This is a genomic window from Sphingomonas phoenicis (assembly GCF_047238005.1).
Lineage (GTDB): Bacteria > Pseudomonadota > Alphaproteobacteria > Sphingomonadales > Sphingomonadaceae > Sphingomonas.
The window spans coordinates 3,192,964-3,207,943 of the sequence record NZ_JBDFMC010000002.1; the positions used below are offsets into that span (position 1 = coordinate 3,192,964).

Here is a 14,980-nt window from a genome sequence, read left to right on the forward strand (position 1 = left end):
TAATCGATGGCGAAGGACGAGAGGCGCCGAAACGAAACAGCGCCCCAGGAGCGATGCTCCGGGGCGCTGCTTTCTGCCGATCGGATGGAAGCCATCCGGATGGCGGGTCGTGCCTCAGTCGATCTTCGGCAGCGTCTCGAACTGGTGATACGGCGGCGGCGAGGACAGCGTCCACTCCAGCGTCGTCGCACCGGCGCCCCAGGGATTGCCCTCCGCCTTCTTGCCGGCGAGCAGCGACCAGATCAGGTTGACGAAGAAGATCGCCATGCCCGCGGCCATGATCATGTAGCCGATCGTCGCGATCGTGTTCCAGTGCGCGTAGGCGTCCGGATAATCCGGGTAGCGGCGCGGCATGCCCTGCAGGCCCAGGAAGTGCATCGGGAAGAACATCACGTTCACGCCAACGAAGAACACCCAGAAGTGCAGCTGGCCGAGGAACTCGTTGTACATCCGGCCCGACATCTTCGGGAACCAGTAGTAGAAGCCGGCGAACAGCGAGAACACCGCACCCAGCGACAGCACATAGTGGAAATGGGCGACGACGTAGTAGGTGTCCTGCATGTAATCGTCGATGCCGCCATTGGCGAGCACGACGCCGGTCACGCCGCCGACGGTGAACATGAAGATGAAGCCGATCGCCCAGACCATCGGGGTCGGGAAGCGCATCGATCCGCCCCACATCGTCGCGATCCACGAGAAGATCTTGATGCCGGTCGGTACCGCGATCACCATGGTGGCGGCGGTGAAGTACATCTTGGTGTTCACCGACAGGCCGGTGGTGAACATGTGGTGCGCCCACACGACGAAGCCGACGACGCCGATCGCGACCATGGCATAGGCCATGCCGAGATAGCCGAAGACGGGCTTGCGGCTGAAGGTGGCGATGATCTGGCTGACGATGCCGAAGCCCGGCAGGATCATGATGTACACTTCGGGATGGCCGAAGAACCAGAACAGATGCTGGTACAGCACCGGATCGCCGCCGCCGGCGGGATCGAAGAAGGTCGTGCCGAAATTACGGTCAGTCAGCAGCATGGTGATCGCCGCGGCGAGCACCGGGAGGGCCAGCAGCAGCAGGAAGGCGGTGACCAGCACCGACCACACGAACAGCGGCATCTTGTGCAGGGTCATGCCCGGCGCGCGCATATTGAAGATGGTGGTGATGAAGTTGATCGCCCCCAGGATCGACGACGCGCCGGCCAAGTGGAGCGACAGGATCGCCATGTCTGTCGACGGCCCCGGCTCGCCATAGGTCGACAGCGGCGCGTACAGCGTCCAGCCATTGCCCGCGCCGCCGAAGAAGGGCGAGGCGAGGAGCAGCGTGAACGACGGGATCAGCAGCCAGAAGCTGATATTGTTCATCCGCGGGAAGGCCATGTCCGGCGCGCCGATCATGATCGGTACGAACCAGTTGCCGAACCCGCCGATCATCGCCGGCATCACCATGAAGAACACCATGATGAGGCCATGCGCGGTGATCAGCACGTTCCAGAGGTGCAGCGACTGGTCGAGGCTCTGCGGCCCGCCATGGAGGAGCGAAGCCCAGGTGCCCAGATACTGGATGCCGGGATGGGCCAGTTCGGCCCGCATCAGGCCCGAGATCGACCCGCCGATGATCCCCGCGATGATCGCGAAGATCAGGTACATCGTGCCGATGTCCTTGTGGTTGGTCGACATGAACCAGCGGGCGAAGAACGCCGGCTTGTGATCGGCGTCGTGGTGGTGGGCGTGGTCGTCGTGCGCCTGGAACGCGGACGGGTGAAGCGCGGTGTCGGTCATCTTACTGTCCAGCGTTGCCGGTGGCGGGATTGTTGGTCGCGCCCTGCGGGGAAGTGGGAGCCGCGACGGTGGCGTTCTCGACCGGACCGGTCGCGTTCGCGGTGGCAGCGGCGGCATCCTGCTCGGCGGCGGAGCCGTTGGCACCGGGCTGCGGGATCACCTTGTCGGAAGCCTGGCCGGGGGTCGGCATCGTACCGCCCTTGGCACGGACCCAGGCGGCGAACTGCGCCGGCGACACCGCCTCGACGGCGATCGGCATGTACGCATGGCGCGCGCCGCACAGCTCGGAACACTGGCCGAAATACAGGCCGGGCTTGTCGATCGTGAAGCTCGTCTCGTTCAGGCGGCCGGGGATCGCGTCGAGCTTGATCCAGAAGGCGGGTACCGCCCAGCTGTGGATCACGTCGTTCGCGGTGGTGATCAGGCGGATCGGCACGCCCACCGGCAGGACGATGCGGTTGTCCGCCGCCAGCAGGCGGGGGCCGTCGGCATCGGTGCGGAATCGCTCGCCGGCGGCGACCTCGTTCTTTTCCTTCAGCAGGTTGGCGGTGACTTCGAAGCCACCATGATCGGGATACTGATAGGTCCAGTACCACTGGTTGCCGATCGCCTTCAGCGTGACGGCACCGGCGGGGGCCGGCTTGAACTGTGCCTGGAGCAGCCCGATCGACGGTACCGCGATCAGCACCAGGATCACCACCGGCAGCAACGTCCAGAGCACCTCGATGAAGGTGTTGTGGCTGGTCTTCGACGGCGTCGGATTGGCAGCGGCGCGATAGCGGACGACGACCCAGACCAGCAGCGCCAGCACGAACAGCGAGATCAGCGTGATGACCGGGAACAGCACGGCGTTGTGCATCCAGTGCGCGAACTCGCCGTTGCGGGTCACCTGCGGCTGGAGGCCGAAGACGCCGTCGGTCGGCTGACCGATGCCGGCGACCGGCAGCGCGCCGGGCGCGCCGTCGACGGCCAGCGACGGGCTGTTCGGGGCGGCCGGCGGGGTTGCCGCGGCGGTGGTGGGTGCGATGTTCGACACGTTGCCCGGCTCCGCGGCCGCCTGCGGCGTCGCCGTCGAGACGGGGGCCGCCGGGGCCGCCGCATGGCTCGCCACCGGCGACAGGCCCGCCAGCGCGAGCCCCGCCGCGATCGCGATTCGCTTCAACCCCTTGATGGACATCGTTCGTCGTTACCCCGTTGTTCGTTGGGCCGGCCCGAGGGATGGACCGGGTGGTCGGGCAGGCGATCCATGCCCGCTTTGGGCACGGCCTATACGCCGGGGGTGCCCGTCCCTCAAGCGGCTGCGTCGAAAATGGCGTGTCGCTTGCGGGGGTGCGATGCAATCGATGTTGCCCAAAGCGCATTCGGGCACGTTCGGGCGGCGTTGCGGGGGACGGGCGCGCGGCGTATGGCGCGCTCGTCCGCGGCAGGACGGCCGCAAGCGGGGAAGCGTGAATGACCGAAGACGATGTCCTGGCCGAGTTCCGCGCGGCCGACGCCCTGCTGGAGGGGCACTTCATCCTTTCATCGGGCCTGCGGTCGCCCCGCTACCTGCAATGCGCACGCGTTCTGATGGATCCGCGCCGCGGCGCCCGGTTGGCCGAGGCACTGGCCGCCCGCATTCCTGCCGACGTACGCGGGCGGATCAGCGCGGTGGTGTCGCCGGCGATGGGCGGCGTCATCGCGGGTCAGGAGATGGCGCGGGCGCTGGGCGTGGAGGCGATGTTCGTCGAGCGTCCGACCGGCACGTTCGAACTGCGCCGCGGCTTCCGCCTGGCACCGGGGCAAGAGGTGTTGATGATGGAGGACGTCGTGACCACGGGGCTCTCCAGCCGCGAGGCGATCGGCGCGATCGAGGCGGCGGGCGGCAGGGTGATTGCCGGCGCGGCGCTGGTCGACCGGTCGAACGGGACGGCCGATATCGGCGTACCCTTCTATCCGCTGATCCGGCTCGACGTGCCCAGCTATGCGGCCGACGCGCTGCCTCCCGCGCTGCAGGCGATCCCCGCGATCAAGCCCGGCAGCCGCGCGGCATGAAGCGGGCGCTCGCCGCGGCCGCACTGGCGCTCGCCGCCCCGGCCGCGGCGCAGCAGGACGTGGCGGCGCTGGATGCCGCCGCTCGCGAGCGGGTGACGGCCGCGATTACCGCCAGCGGCTTCGCCGGCACCTATGCCGTCTATGCCGGCCCGCGCCGGATCGCCGGCGGCAGCGTCGGCGCCGCGGTGCCGGGGACACCCGGGGGTTTCGATTATCAGGCGGTATGGCCCTTGGCATCGGTGACCAAGCAGGTTGTCGCGATACTCGTGATGCAGGAGGTGGAGGCAGGACGCCTTTCGCTGGACGCGCCGGCCTCGCGCTACCTGCCCGCTCTGGCCGGCGGGCCGCAGCCGACGGTGCGGCAGCTGCTTCAGCATCGGGCCGGGCTGCGCCGGCCCGACGGTGCGCCAGAGAACCTGTCGTGGTGCCTGTCCGGCCGCACCGCGCCCGGTGGCGCCTGGTCGTACAACAATTGCGACTATCAGGTGCTCGGCGCACTGCTGGAACGGACGACGCGGACGCCGCTGCCCAAGCTCTTCGCCGATCGCATCGCCGGGCCGCTGGGCCTTACCGCCGGCTTCATCGCTCCACAGGCGAGCGCGCCCGACGCCGCATGGCCGGGTGGTCCGACCCCGGCGGAGCGGCAGGAGATCGCCCGCTACGGAGCGGCGGGGGCGCTGGTCGGTACCGCCGTCGACCTCGTGACCCTCGACCGTGCATTGCTCGCCAACACCCTGATCACGGCCGATGCGCGCGACCGGATGTGGCGGGGCGATGCCGCGCTCGGCTCGATGGCGCTCGGCCAATGGTCGTTCACCGCGCCGCTGGCCGGCTGTAGTGCGCCGGTCCGCATCGTCGAGCGACGCGGGGCGATCGGGCGGTTCGCGGTGCGCAACCTGATCCTGCCGAATGCGGGCATGTCGGTCGTGCTCTTCACCAACCGGGGCGATCCCGACGACGGACCGGGCAGCTTCGGCGAGATCTGGCAGGGCAAGGGCATCTCGTACCGTGTCCTCTCCGCGGCGGTCTGCGCATGAGCGGGCAGCTGCGCCTGGGCGTCAACATCGATCACGTCGCGACGGTCCGCAACGCGCGGGGGGCGGGCTATCCCGATCCCGTCCGCGCTGCGCTCCTGGCGGCCGAGGCCGGCGCCGACGGCATCACCGCCCACCTGCGCGAGGATCGCCGCCACATCACCGATGACGACATCGCCCGCCTGTCGGAGACGCTGACGATCCCGCTCAACCTGGAAATGGCGGCGACCGACGAGATGCTGGCGATCGCGCTGCGTCACCGGCCCCACGCCGCGTGCATTGTGCCCGAACGGCGGGAGGAGCGCACGACCGAGGGCGGGCTCGACGCGGCCGGCCAGCACAATCATCTCGCGCCGCTGGTCGGGGAACTGTCCGCCGCGCGGATCCGGGTGTCGCTGTTCATCGAGCCCGACCCCCGCCAGATCGAGGCGGCGATCCGGCTGCGGGCGCCCGTCGTCGAACTCCACACTGGCCGCTATGCCGAACTCGACGGCGAGGCGCGGGCGGAGGAGCTGCGCCGGCTTGCCGACGCGGCCGCGCTGGCGGCGAAGAACGGGATCGAGGTCCATGCCGGCCATGGCCTGACCTATGACAATGTAGGGCCGATCGCCGCGATCCCGCAGGTCCGCGAGCTGAACATCGGCCATTTCCTGATCGGCGAGGCGATGTTCGTCGGGTTGGCCGAGGCGGTGCGCCGGATGCGCGCGGAAATGGATGCGGCGCGGTGATCCTGGGACTGGGCTCCGACCTTTGCAACATCGACCGGATCCAAGCGTCGCTCGACCGGTTCGGCGCCCGGTTCGAGAACCGCGTCTTTACCGAGGTCGAACTGGCGAAGGCGCGCCGCCGCCCGTTCACCTATGCCGCCACCCTGGGGAAGCGCTTCGCCGCGAAGGAAGCGTTCTCGAAGGCGGTCGGCACCGGCTTTCGCGCCGGCGTGTTCATGCGCGACATCGGCGTGGTCAATGCCGCCTCCGGTGCGCCGACCCTCGCACTGACCGGCGGTGCCAAGGCGAGGCTTGACGCGTTGGTACCGCATGGCATGGCGGCACGCGTACACCTGACCATGACCGACGATCTTCCCTGGGCCCAGGCCTTTGTGGTGATCGAGGCGATTGCGGAAAAGCCCGAATGAAGGAAGCGACGTTGAACGGCAACGAGGCACCACCCACCGTCGCCGAGCCGACGCCGCCCCTGGAAACGAAGCCCCACAAGCGTGCCGGCACCGACTGGTGGGCGGAGGCGAAGGGCATCGTCTGGCTGATCCTGATCGTGCTCGGCTTCCACAGCTTCGTCGCCAAGCCCTTCTACATCCCGTCCGAATCGATGCTGCCGGGCTTGCAGGTCGGCGATCGGCTGGTGGTGTCGAAGTTCGCCTATGGCTGGTCGTTCGTCTCGCCGACCATCCCCAACCCGGTCGCGATCGTCCGCAACGTGGTGCTGCGCCAGCCGGTCGACAGCTGGAGCGTGTCGCTGCCCGAATGGCGCGGGCGGCTGCTCGGCTCGCTGCCGACGCGCGGCGACGTGGTCATCGTCACGCCGCCGGGCACCCGGACCGATTATATCAAGCGGGTCATCGGCCTGCCGGGCGACCGGCTGCAGGTGCGCGACGGTCTGGTCATCATCAACGGCCAGCCGGTCCGCCGCGGGCCGCTGCACGACACGCTGATCCCGGTCGACACCAACAGCCCCTGCTCGCCGGGCGACTATCCGGGCGCGCGGGAGACGCTGCCGGGCGGGCGCATGGTCTGCCGCCTGCCGACGATCACCGAAACCCTGCCCAATGGCCGCCGCTACGACACGATCGAGCTGGGCTGGAGCCCGGGCGACAATTACGGCCCGATCACGATCCCGGCGAACCGCGTGTTCCTGATGGGCGACAACCGGGACCGCTCGGCGGACAGCCGCTATTCGCTGTCGGAGCTGGGGCTGGGCGGGCCGGTGCCGTACGAGAATATCGGCGGCCGGGCCGAGTTCGTGACCTTCAGCCTGGACGGCGATGCCACGCTCAATCCGCTGACCTGGTGGAGCTCGCTCCGGTCGGGCCGCGCCGGCACGTCGCTCCACCCGGCCGCCGCGGAATGACCGGGCCGGCGCCGACGGTCGCGACCGCGCCGGCGCCGGCGGAGTTACGCAGCCGTCAGGTGCGGCGCGAGATCCGCCGCGCGGCGGTGTGGATCGGCATGGTCGCCGGGCTCGCCTTGGCGGTGCTGCTGATCCAGCCGCTGCTGATCATCTTCGCGGGCATCGTCGTCGCGGCGCTGTTCGACGGGGGCGTGCGGCTGCTGGGCCGGGTATTGCCGATCGGGCGCGGCTGGCGGCTGCTGATCGTCGTGCTGCTGACGGTCGCCTTCATCATGGGCACCTTCTACCTGACCGGCGTACAGGTGACCGCGCAGGTGACGCAGCTTCGCGCCACGCTGGAGGCGCAGGCGCTGGCCTTTACCGGCTGGCTGACGAACCAGGGATTGATGCCCGGGGCGTCGGACGTCAGCGGCATCGTCCGGCAGGCGCTGGGATCGGTCGGCCGGATCACGTCGTGGGTCGGCACCGCGGTCGGTGCGCTGACCAGCATGTTCATGATCCTCGTCCTCGGCCTGTTCCTCGCGATGGATCCCGGCGTCTATGTCCGTGGCCTGCAATGGATGGTGCCCAGCGACAAGCGGCCGGAGTTCGCGGTCGTCCTGCAACGGATGGGGTTCACGCTGCGCCGCCTGCTCGCCGGACGATTGCTCGGCATGCTGGCGGAGGGCATCCTGACCTGGCTGGCACTGATGCTGGGCGGCGTGCCGATGGCGATGATCCTGGGCATCCTGACCGGCCTGCTCGCCTTCATCCCCAATATCGGGGCGTTCATCTCGGGCGCACTGATGATCGCGGTGGGCTTCTCGGCGGGCAGCGACATCGGCTTCTGGGCGATCGGCACCTATGTTGTCGTCCAGACCTTCGACGGCTATGTCCTGCTGCCGATCGTCGCCAAGAAGACGGTAGACCTGCCGCCGGCCCTGACGCTGGGCGCGCAGATCCTGGCCAGCGCCTTGTTCGGGATCATGGGCCTGGCGCTCGCCGATCCGTTCACCGCGATGGTCAAGGCGGCGCTGGAGCGAAGCTCGGAACGGAGCGGCGAGAAGGCGGAGGGCGATCCGGCCGCCTGATCCGTCAGGCGTGGGTGATCGTCATCAGATAGTCGAGTGCGGTGGACGACCCCAGCACGAAGCCATGGGCGACGGAGAAGGTCAGCCCGCGCAGATCGCGGACGCTCAGGCCCTGGCTCTCGACCAGCACGGTCAGTTCCTCCGGCGTCAGGAACTTGTTCCAGTCATGCGTGCCGCGCGGGATCGCGCCTGTCCCCTCGGCCAGGGTGATCATCGCCAGTCGCGACAGCGGCGTGCGGTTGGGTGTCGACAGGATCATCAGCCCGCCCGGCGCCAGCGCCCCCGCCAGTCCGCGGACGAAGGCGGCGGGATCGGCGACATGCTCGATCACCTCGAGGCTGGTGACGAGGTCGAACGTCTCGCCCGCCACCGCCTCGACCCCGCCGGCGCGATAGTCGATCGACAGGCCGGCTCCGGCCGCATGGGCCTGCGCCACGGCGATGTTCTCCGCCGCAGCGTCGATCCCGGTCACCGATGCGCCGAGCCGGGCGAGCGGTTCGGCCAGCAACCCGGCGCCGCAGCCCACGTCCAGCGCGCGCCTGCCCGCCAGCGGGCGGAAGCTGGTGGCATCGCCGTCCCAGTGGAGATCGACCGCCTGGCGCAGGTAACCCAGCCGTACGGGGTTCAGCCGGTGGAGCATCGCCGACGAGCCCTTCGGGTCCCACCAGTCCGCCGCCATCCGGCCGAAATGAGCGGCCTCCGCCGCGACGATCGTGCTGCTTGCGCTCACCATGGCGGCTACCTATCAGGACGGCCACTTTTCCCCAAGGAGGCAATCGACCCGTCCATGGCGCGTATCGTGATGAAGTTCGGCGGCACCTCGATGGCGGGGATCGAGCGCATCCGCACCGTCGCCGCGCGCGTCAAGCGCGAGGTGGCGGCCGGCAACGAGGTTGCGGTGGTCGTGTCGGCGATGGCGGGCGAGACCGACCGGCTGGTCGGGTTCTGCCGGGAGGCATCGGCGCTGTACGATCCGCAGGAGTACGACGTCGTCGTCTCGGCGGGCGAGCAGGTGACCAGCGGACTGCTGGCGATCGCGCTGCAGGCGATCGGCGTGCCCGCGCGGTCGTGGCTGGGCTGGCAGTTGCCGATCCATACGTCGGACGCGCATGCCCGGGCCCGCATCGGCACGATCGACATGGCCGCGCTGGATGCCAGCCTGTCCGCGGGCGAGGTCGCGGTGATCCCGGGTTTCCAGGGCGTGACCGAGGATGGGCGGATCACGACGCTGGGGCGTGGCGGATCGGACACGTCGGCGGTCGCGGTGGCGGCGGCGATGAAGGCGGAGCGGTGCGACATCTATACCGATGTCGACGGCGTCTATACCACCGACCCCCGCATCGTGCCGCGCGCCCGCAAGCTGGCGCGGGTGACGTACGAGGAGATGCTGGAACTGGCCAGCGTCGGCGCCAAGGTGCTCCAGACCCGCTCGGTCGGGCTGGCGATGAAGGAACAGGTCCGCGTCCAGGTGCTGTCGTCGTTCACCGGCGACGATGCGCCGATGGCGGACACATTGCCCGGCACGATGATCGTGGGGGAAGAGGAGATTACCGACGTGGAACGCCAGCTCATCACCGGCATCGCGCACGACAAGAACGAGGCGAAGATCACGCTGGCCTCGGTCCCCGACAAGCCCGGTGCGGTCGCCGCGATCTTCGCGCCGCTGGCCGATGCGGGCATCAACGTCGACATGATCGTCCAGAACGTCGCCCACTCGACGGGATCGACCGACGTTACCTTCACCGTCCCTGCCGCCGACCTGGCGCGCAGCCTGGACGTGCTGGGTCAGGCGAAGGGGGCGATCGGGTACGAGAAGCTGGTCCACGACACCCGCGTCGCCAAGATCTCGGTGGTCGGGGTCGGCATGCGCAGCCATGCAGGCGTCGCGTCGACCATGTTCACGACGCTGGGCGAGCGTGGCATCAACATCCAGGCGATCACCACGTCGGAGATCAAGGTCAGCGTGCTGATCGAGGAGGATTATACCGAGCTGGCGGTACGCGTCCTCCACACCGCCTATGGCCTGGATGCCGAGGCCGCCTGATCCTCAACGGGCCGTGCCGTATGCCGGCACGGCCGGGAAGAGCGGGATCGCGCTGACCCAGGGACGCGGCAGGGGTTCGGGTTCGGGCCTGCCGTAGAGGAAGCCCTGGCCCAGCTGGCAGCCCAGCTGGCGTAGCTGGTCCGCCTGCGCCTCGGTCTCGATCCCCTCGGCGACGACGACCTTGCCCAGGCCACGGCCGAGGCCGATGATCGCCTGGACGATGGCGGCGGCGCCGCTGCCCGGCTCGGCCAGCCCCGCGATGAACGAGCGGTCGATCTTGATCCGGTCGACCGGCAGGCGGCGGAGATGGACGAGCGAGGCATAGCCGGTGCCGAAATCGTCCAGGGCGATACACACCCCGGCCCGGTGCAGCGTCCGGAGCGTCGCCAGGATGTGGTCGGCGGCGCGATCGAGCATCACGCCCTCCGTCACCTCGATGCACAGCGACGAGGGCGCCACGCCGTGGTGCGCCAGCCGTTCCAGCACGCGCCGGGCGGCACCGGGCCCCGCCAGCTGCGCCGCGGTGAAGTTGACGCTGAGCATCGCGATCGTGTCGCCCGCGCCGCGCAGGCGGCGGAGCGCCATGTCGAGCACATGTTCCTGGATGCGGGTGCCGACTTCCTCCGCGACCAGCAGGTCGGCGAAGCGGTGCGGCAGCATCAGCCCATGATCGGGATGATCCCAGCGCAACAGCCCCTCATACCCGCAGCACACGCCCGAGGAGAGGGTGACGATCGGCTGGAGGAACAGGCGGAATTCACTACGATGGATCGCGCCATCGATGTCGGCGGTGAATTCCACCTGCGCATCGCGCAGGACGCGGAGCGCCGGTTCGTAGCGCTGGTGGCGCCCGCGACCGATCCGCTTCGCCTGATACAGCGCCAGGTCGGCGCTCTGGTAGAGCAGGTCGGGCTGATCGGCATCGTCGGGCCAGCGGGCCGAGCCGATGCTGAGCGACAGCGTGCGCCGCTGCCCCAGAAAGGCCCACGCCTGGCCCTGCAACGCGCCGATCCGGTCCGCCGCCAGCGCCTCCGTCGACCGATCGCCGGGCACCAGGATCGCGAATTCGTCGCCGCCGATCCGCGCGACGGTCGCATCGAGGGCGAGGGCGGTCGCGGCCAGCGCGTCGCCGATCCGGCGGAGCAGCGCGTCGCCGCCGGCATGGCCCAGCCGGTCATTGGCATCCTTCAGGAAATCGACGTCGATCAGGAACAGCGCGAAGGGTGCGCCCCGCTTCGTGCGCTCGCGGATATCGTGCTGGAAGCTGCTGCGGTTGCCCAGACCGGTCAGGAAGTCGGTCGCCGCCGCCAGCCGCAGCGCCTTCGCCTCGACCAGGTCGATCTCGCGCCGTTGCCGCACGATGTCGAGCTCATGGGCCAGCAGGCGGAACCGGTCGGCGATGACGAGCGACAGCACCAGCGCCTCGAACGCCAGTGCGGCGAAGGTCAGGATGTCGACCAGATCGTTGTGCGGCAGCAGGCCGAAGTTGCGGCCCAGCCGCGCCAGGAACACGGCGATGACCGGCCCCCAGCCGATCAGATAGAACCAGATCACCCGGCTGCCCCGGCGGATCGCGACGAGGCAGGCGATCGCCACCCACAGCGTCGACGCGGCGACGGCGACGTTCAGCCAGCGGTCGGTAACGATGGCGGGCACGGGCGTGTCCAGCACGGCGACCACGCCGATCGCCGCGCCTGCGATCGCCAGCAGCCGGCCGCCGGCCAGCATCGGCCGGGGGAGCAGGCCGGGTTCGACGACCGCGAACAGGAACAGGTTCCCCGTAGCGATCATCAGGCCGACCAGCACATAGTCCAGCCGGACGGCAAGCGGGCCGACCAGACCGGGCACGACGAAGGCGGCCATGTTGCTCCACACCATGCCATAGCCGAGGGCAAGGACGAGCCAGATCAGGTACAGGCGCTGGAAGGCGTGACGCCGGCCGGCATGGATGACCAGGTTGTAGAGCAGCGCCGACAGCAGGGTGCCGGCGAACAGCCCCATCATCGCCAGCCAGCGGGCATCGGCCGCACCCTGTTCGATGGCGGGCAGCGCCTGTACCTTGCGCATCAGCGACAGGTCGTCGATGTGGCGGAAGCCCAGATAGAGACCGCGGATCCGCCCGCCCGCCGGCCCCATCACCAGCTTCAGAAGCCCGCCCGGCGCCCACCGGCCGTCCAGATCGTTCGCCGCCACGGTCGTCCGGCGGCTACCCTCCGCCGTGCGGACCAGCGTCGCGATCCGGTCGAACCGCGTCTGGTCGACCAGCAGGTGCCAGCCGGGCGGCAGGCCGCCCAGCCGATCCGCGTCCAGGCGCAACCACAGCCAGCCGTCGCCGCGTGCCGGTGCATCCGCGCCGCAGCGATAGGGTGCGCCGACGATGTCGCGGTTTGACGCCCCGTCGGGCAGGACGGCGGTGCAGATGTTCCGGCGCAGGTCGACGCCCCGCGCCGTGGCCCGGCCGGGCAGGATCATCAGGCAGATCAGCACCAGCACCGCCAGCTTGATCGAGGGTCGCACGCACATCCTTTCGGGACGGATCACCCGGTGTCCCGTCACCAGCCGATAGGGGGCGGGTGTCAACAATATGTGACCATCGGAACGGCAGAACCGCGGTTTTCCGCCACTTCGGTTCGGAAGGTAAGGCTAAGGTAAGGCATAAATCATGTCGCCGGCGACGGCGACGGCGATGGGGCCGGGGTCTGTCGGGCCGGGCACGCCGGCGGTCGTCGCCTGTCCACCCGATTGTCAAGGATCGCGGTGGAGGGGATAGTCGAACGGTGCGGTGTAGGACAGGGCAGGCGGGGCCCGGCGGCATGGCGCTTGCCGCTTCACGGCCACTCGCGCTAGGCGAGGAGGATGACCGACACGCTCTCCCCCGCGATCGCCGCCGCCGCTCCCTCCAGCGTGGGCACCGGGCGGCTGGCCCGGCGCATGGCGCGCGGTGCGGCATTCCTGGGGTCGGAGGTAGCGATCCTGGGCGGCGCGATGTCGTGGGTGAGCGAGCGCAACCTGGTCGCGGCCATTTCCGATGCGGGCGGTTTCGGCGTGATCGCCTGCGGCGCGATGACGGTCGAGCTGCTCGACCGCGAGATCGCCGCGACGAAGGAGCTGACGACCAAGCCGTTCGGCGTGAACCTGATCACGATGCACCCCGACCTGATGGAGCTGATCGCGGTATGCGGGCGCCACGGGGTGGGCCATGTCGTGCTGGCCGGCGGGCTGCCGCCCAAGGGATCGCTGGAGGCGATCAAGGCGACGGGTGCCAGGGTGATCTGCTTCGCCCCCGCGTTGTCGCTGGCCAAGAAGCTGATCCGGTCCGGCGTCGATGCGCTGGTGGTCGAGGGGATGGAGGCGGGCGGCCATATTGGGCCGGTGTCGACCAGCGTGCTGGCGCAGGAGATCCTGCCCGAGGTCGCCGATCAGGTGCCGGTCTTCGTCGCCGGCGGGATCGGCCGGGGCGAGGCAATCGCCGGCTATCTCGACATGGGCGCCGCCGGCGTCCAGCTGGGCACCCGCTTCGTCTGTGCGACCGAGTCGATCGCGCATGCCAATTTCAAGAAGGCGTTCATCCGCGCGTCGGCCCGCGACGCGGTCGCCAGCGTCCAGATCGACCCGCGCCTGCCGGTGATCCCCGTGCGCGCGTTGAAGAACGCCGGTGGCGAGCTGTTCACCGCCAAGCAGCGCGAGGTGGCCCAGTCCCTCGACGAGGGCGGCGTCGCGATGGCCGAGGCGCAGTTGCAGATCGAGCATTACTGGGCGGGCGCGCTGCGCCGGGCGGTGATCGACGGCGATGTCGAGCACGGCTCGGTCATGGCCGGCCAGTCGGTCGGGATGGTCACGCGCGAGGAGCCGGTGGCGGCGATCATCGCCGAGCTGATGACCGAGGCGGCGACGGCGCTGGACCGCCGCGCGATCTGAGTTCGTAACGGTATCGAAACGGGTTATCGGCTGAACCAGATCAGGACGGGAAAGACGGATAGAAGGTGGCGATCGGCGAAGATCGGTACGGCTGACCAGCCGCCGTCATCGGCGGCGCGTTCTTTTGACGGTGAACGACAGATGAACGCTGTTTCGTAAGCTCCGGTAGAGGTCGATCGCCGACACTCAACCCCGCGGAATTGAACGCAATTCAGGGGTCGGAGCAATGGGGCACGGGATCGTACGGGCGGTGGGGACCGCAGTGGCGCTGGTGACCGGAATGGCGGCCGCGTCCGCCGCCGGGCAGGACGTGGCGGCGGCCGCGCCGGCGGCGATGGCGGTCGCGGTGGTGGATGAGGCGGAACCGGCGATGCCGGCGGGCGGATCGCCCAATTTCCAGCCGCCGGTGCGCGACGCGTTCGGCTATGTCACCCCCAACCGCAACCTGTCGCCCGAGGAGACGATCTGGCACATGCGCGTCGCGCTGAACGTCGCCGCGCTCGGCTGTCGCGGGGCGGACGCGGCGGAGATGGTCAATGGGTACAACGCGCTGCTGACCGCCGACAAGGAACTGCTGGCGACGGCCTCGACCGCGATGGGCGCCCGCTACAAGGCGCGGTACGGCAGCGCGTGGCAGGCACGCCACGACGATGCGATGACCAAGCTGTACAATTTCTGGGCGCTGCCGCCGGTGCAGGGCAAGTTCTGCGGCATCGCCCTGCAGGTGCTGCGCGAGGCGGCGGCGGTGCAGCCGGTGGCGTTCAGCGGCTTCGCGGCGCAGGCGCTGCCCCGGCTGGAGGCGCCGATGATCGCCTTCTTCGGCGAGTTCGAGACCTATATCGCCGCGCGCGAGGGATGGCGGACGCGGCGGGCGCGGGCGATGATCGCCGCCGCGGTGCCGCCGGTGCCGGTCGCGGCGGAGGCCGTGCAGGCGGCGGCGCTGCCGGCCGGGCTGGTGCGGACCGCGGCGACGGTGCCGGTCCGTGCCGGCGCCGGCGAGCCGTGACGCGGTAGCA

General features: G+C 69.6%; 13 protein-coding genes. 9 read left to right on the forward strand and 4 right to left on the reverse strand.

Annotated elements, in window-relative coordinates; translation table 11 throughout:
* Positions 1-114 precede the first annotated feature (114 nt).
* Together ctaD and coxB are read right to left on the reverse strand one after the other, a co-directional pair.
* Complete coding sequence (gene ctaD, locus ABC319_RS16140; RefSeq protein ID WP_413071203.1) at positions 115-1,779, reverse strand: cytochrome c oxidase subunit I; 1,665 nt, start codon at positions 1,777-1,779, stop codon at positions 115-117.
* A gap of 1 nt (position 1,780) precedes the next feature.
* Positions 1,781-2,956: a cytochrome c oxidase subunit II gene (gene coxB, locus ABC319_RS16145; RefSeq protein ID WP_413071204.1), complete on the reverse strand. Its 1,176-nt coding sequence runs from the start codon at positions 2,954-2,956 to the stop codon at positions 1,781-1,783.
* A gap of 275 nt (positions 2,957-3,231) precedes the next feature.
* Here coxB and pyrE point away from each other — a divergent pair, with 275 nt between their 5' ends.
* Genes pyrE through ABC319_RS16175 form a run of 6 tightly spaced genes read left to right on the forward strand, consistent with a single transcriptional unit; the run spans position 3,232 to position 8,002 of the window.
* On the forward strand, positions 3,232-3,813 hold the full coding sequence (pyrE, locus tag ABC319_RS16150; protein ID WP_413071205.1) for an orotate phosphoribosyltransferase: 582 nt from the start codon (positions 3,232-3,234) through the stop codon (positions 3,811-3,813).
* On the forward strand, positions 3,810-4,850 hold the full coding sequence (locus ABC319_RS16155) for a serine hydrolase domain-containing protein (RefSeq protein WP_413071206.1): 1,041 nt from the start codon (positions 3,810-3,812) through the stop codon (positions 4,848-4,850). The genes pyrE and ABC319_RS16155 overlap by 4 nt, the downstream gene beginning before the upstream one ends.
* Entirely contained in the window at positions 4,847-5,575 is a 729-nt protein-coding gene (locus ABC319_RS16160) for a pyridoxine 5'-phosphate synthase (RefSeq protein ID WP_413071207.1), read from the forward strand. Before ABC319_RS16155 ends, ABC319_RS16160 begins: the two co-directional genes overlap by 4 nt.
* Positions 5,572-5,982, forward strand: coding sequence for a holo-ACP synthase (gene acpS / locus ABC319_RS16165; RefSeq protein ID WP_413071208.1), 411 nt, complete (start codon positions 5,572-5,574; stop codon positions 5,980-5,982). The genes ABC319_RS16160 and acpS overlap by 4 nt, the downstream gene beginning before the upstream one ends.
* A complete protein-coding gene (gene lepB / locus ABC319_RS16170) occupies positions 5,979-6,932 on the forward strand; it encodes a signal peptidase I (protein ID WP_413071209.1) in 954 nt (317 codons plus the stop codon). Before acpS ends, lepB begins: the two co-directional genes overlap by 4 nt.
* Positions 6,929-8,002 (forward strand): AI-2E family transporter, encoded by a 1,074-nt coding sequence (locus tag ABC319_RS16175; RefSeq protein WP_413071210.1) that lies wholly within the window; start codon positions 6,929-6,931, stop codon positions 8,000-8,002. Before lepB ends, ABC319_RS16175 begins: the two co-directional genes overlap by 4 nt.
* A gap of 4 nt (positions 8,003-8,006) precedes the next feature.
* Here ABC319_RS16175 and ubiG read toward each other — a convergent pair whose 3' ends face one another.
* Positions 8,007-8,735, reverse strand: a complete 729-nt coding sequence (ubiG, locus tag ABC319_RS16180; protein WP_413071211.1) for a bifunctional 2-polyprenyl-6-hydroxyphenol methylase/3-demethylubiquinol 3-O-methyltransferase UbiG — start codon at positions 8,733-8,735, stop codon at positions 8,007-8,009.
* Between the two features lie 54 nt (positions 8,736-8,789).
* Between ubiG and ABC319_RS16185 the strand changes: the two genes are divergently transcribed.
* On the forward strand, positions 8,790-10,046 hold the full coding sequence (locus ABC319_RS16185) for an aspartate kinase (RefSeq protein WP_413071212.1): 1,257 nt from the start codon (positions 8,790-8,792) through the stop codon (positions 10,044-10,046).
* A gap of 3 nt (positions 10,047-10,049) precedes the next feature.
* On the opposite strand, the gene ABC319_RS16190 is transcribed toward ABC319_RS16185, so the two are convergent.
* Positions 10,050-12,563 (reverse strand): putative bifunctional diguanylate cyclase/phosphodiesterase, encoded by a 2,514-nt coding sequence (locus tag ABC319_RS16190; RefSeq protein WP_413071213.1) that lies wholly within the window; start codon positions 12,561-12,563, stop codon positions 10,050-10,052.
* Positions 12,564-12,977: 414 nt separating this feature from the next.
* Between ABC319_RS16190 and ABC319_RS16195 the strand changes: the two genes are divergently transcribed.
* On the forward strand, positions 12,978-13,964 hold the full coding sequence (locus ABC319_RS16195) for an NAD(P)H-dependent flavin oxidoreductase (RefSeq protein WP_413071732.1): 987 nt from the start codon (positions 12,978-12,980) through the stop codon (positions 13,962-13,964).
* Between the two features lie 226 nt (positions 13,965-14,190).
* Positions 14,191-14,970: a hypothetical protein gene (locus tag ABC319_RS16200; RefSeq protein ID WP_413071214.1), complete on the forward strand. Its 780-nt coding sequence runs from the start codon at positions 14,191-14,193 to the stop codon at positions 14,968-14,970.
* Positions 14,971-14,980: the final 10 nt, after the last annotated feature.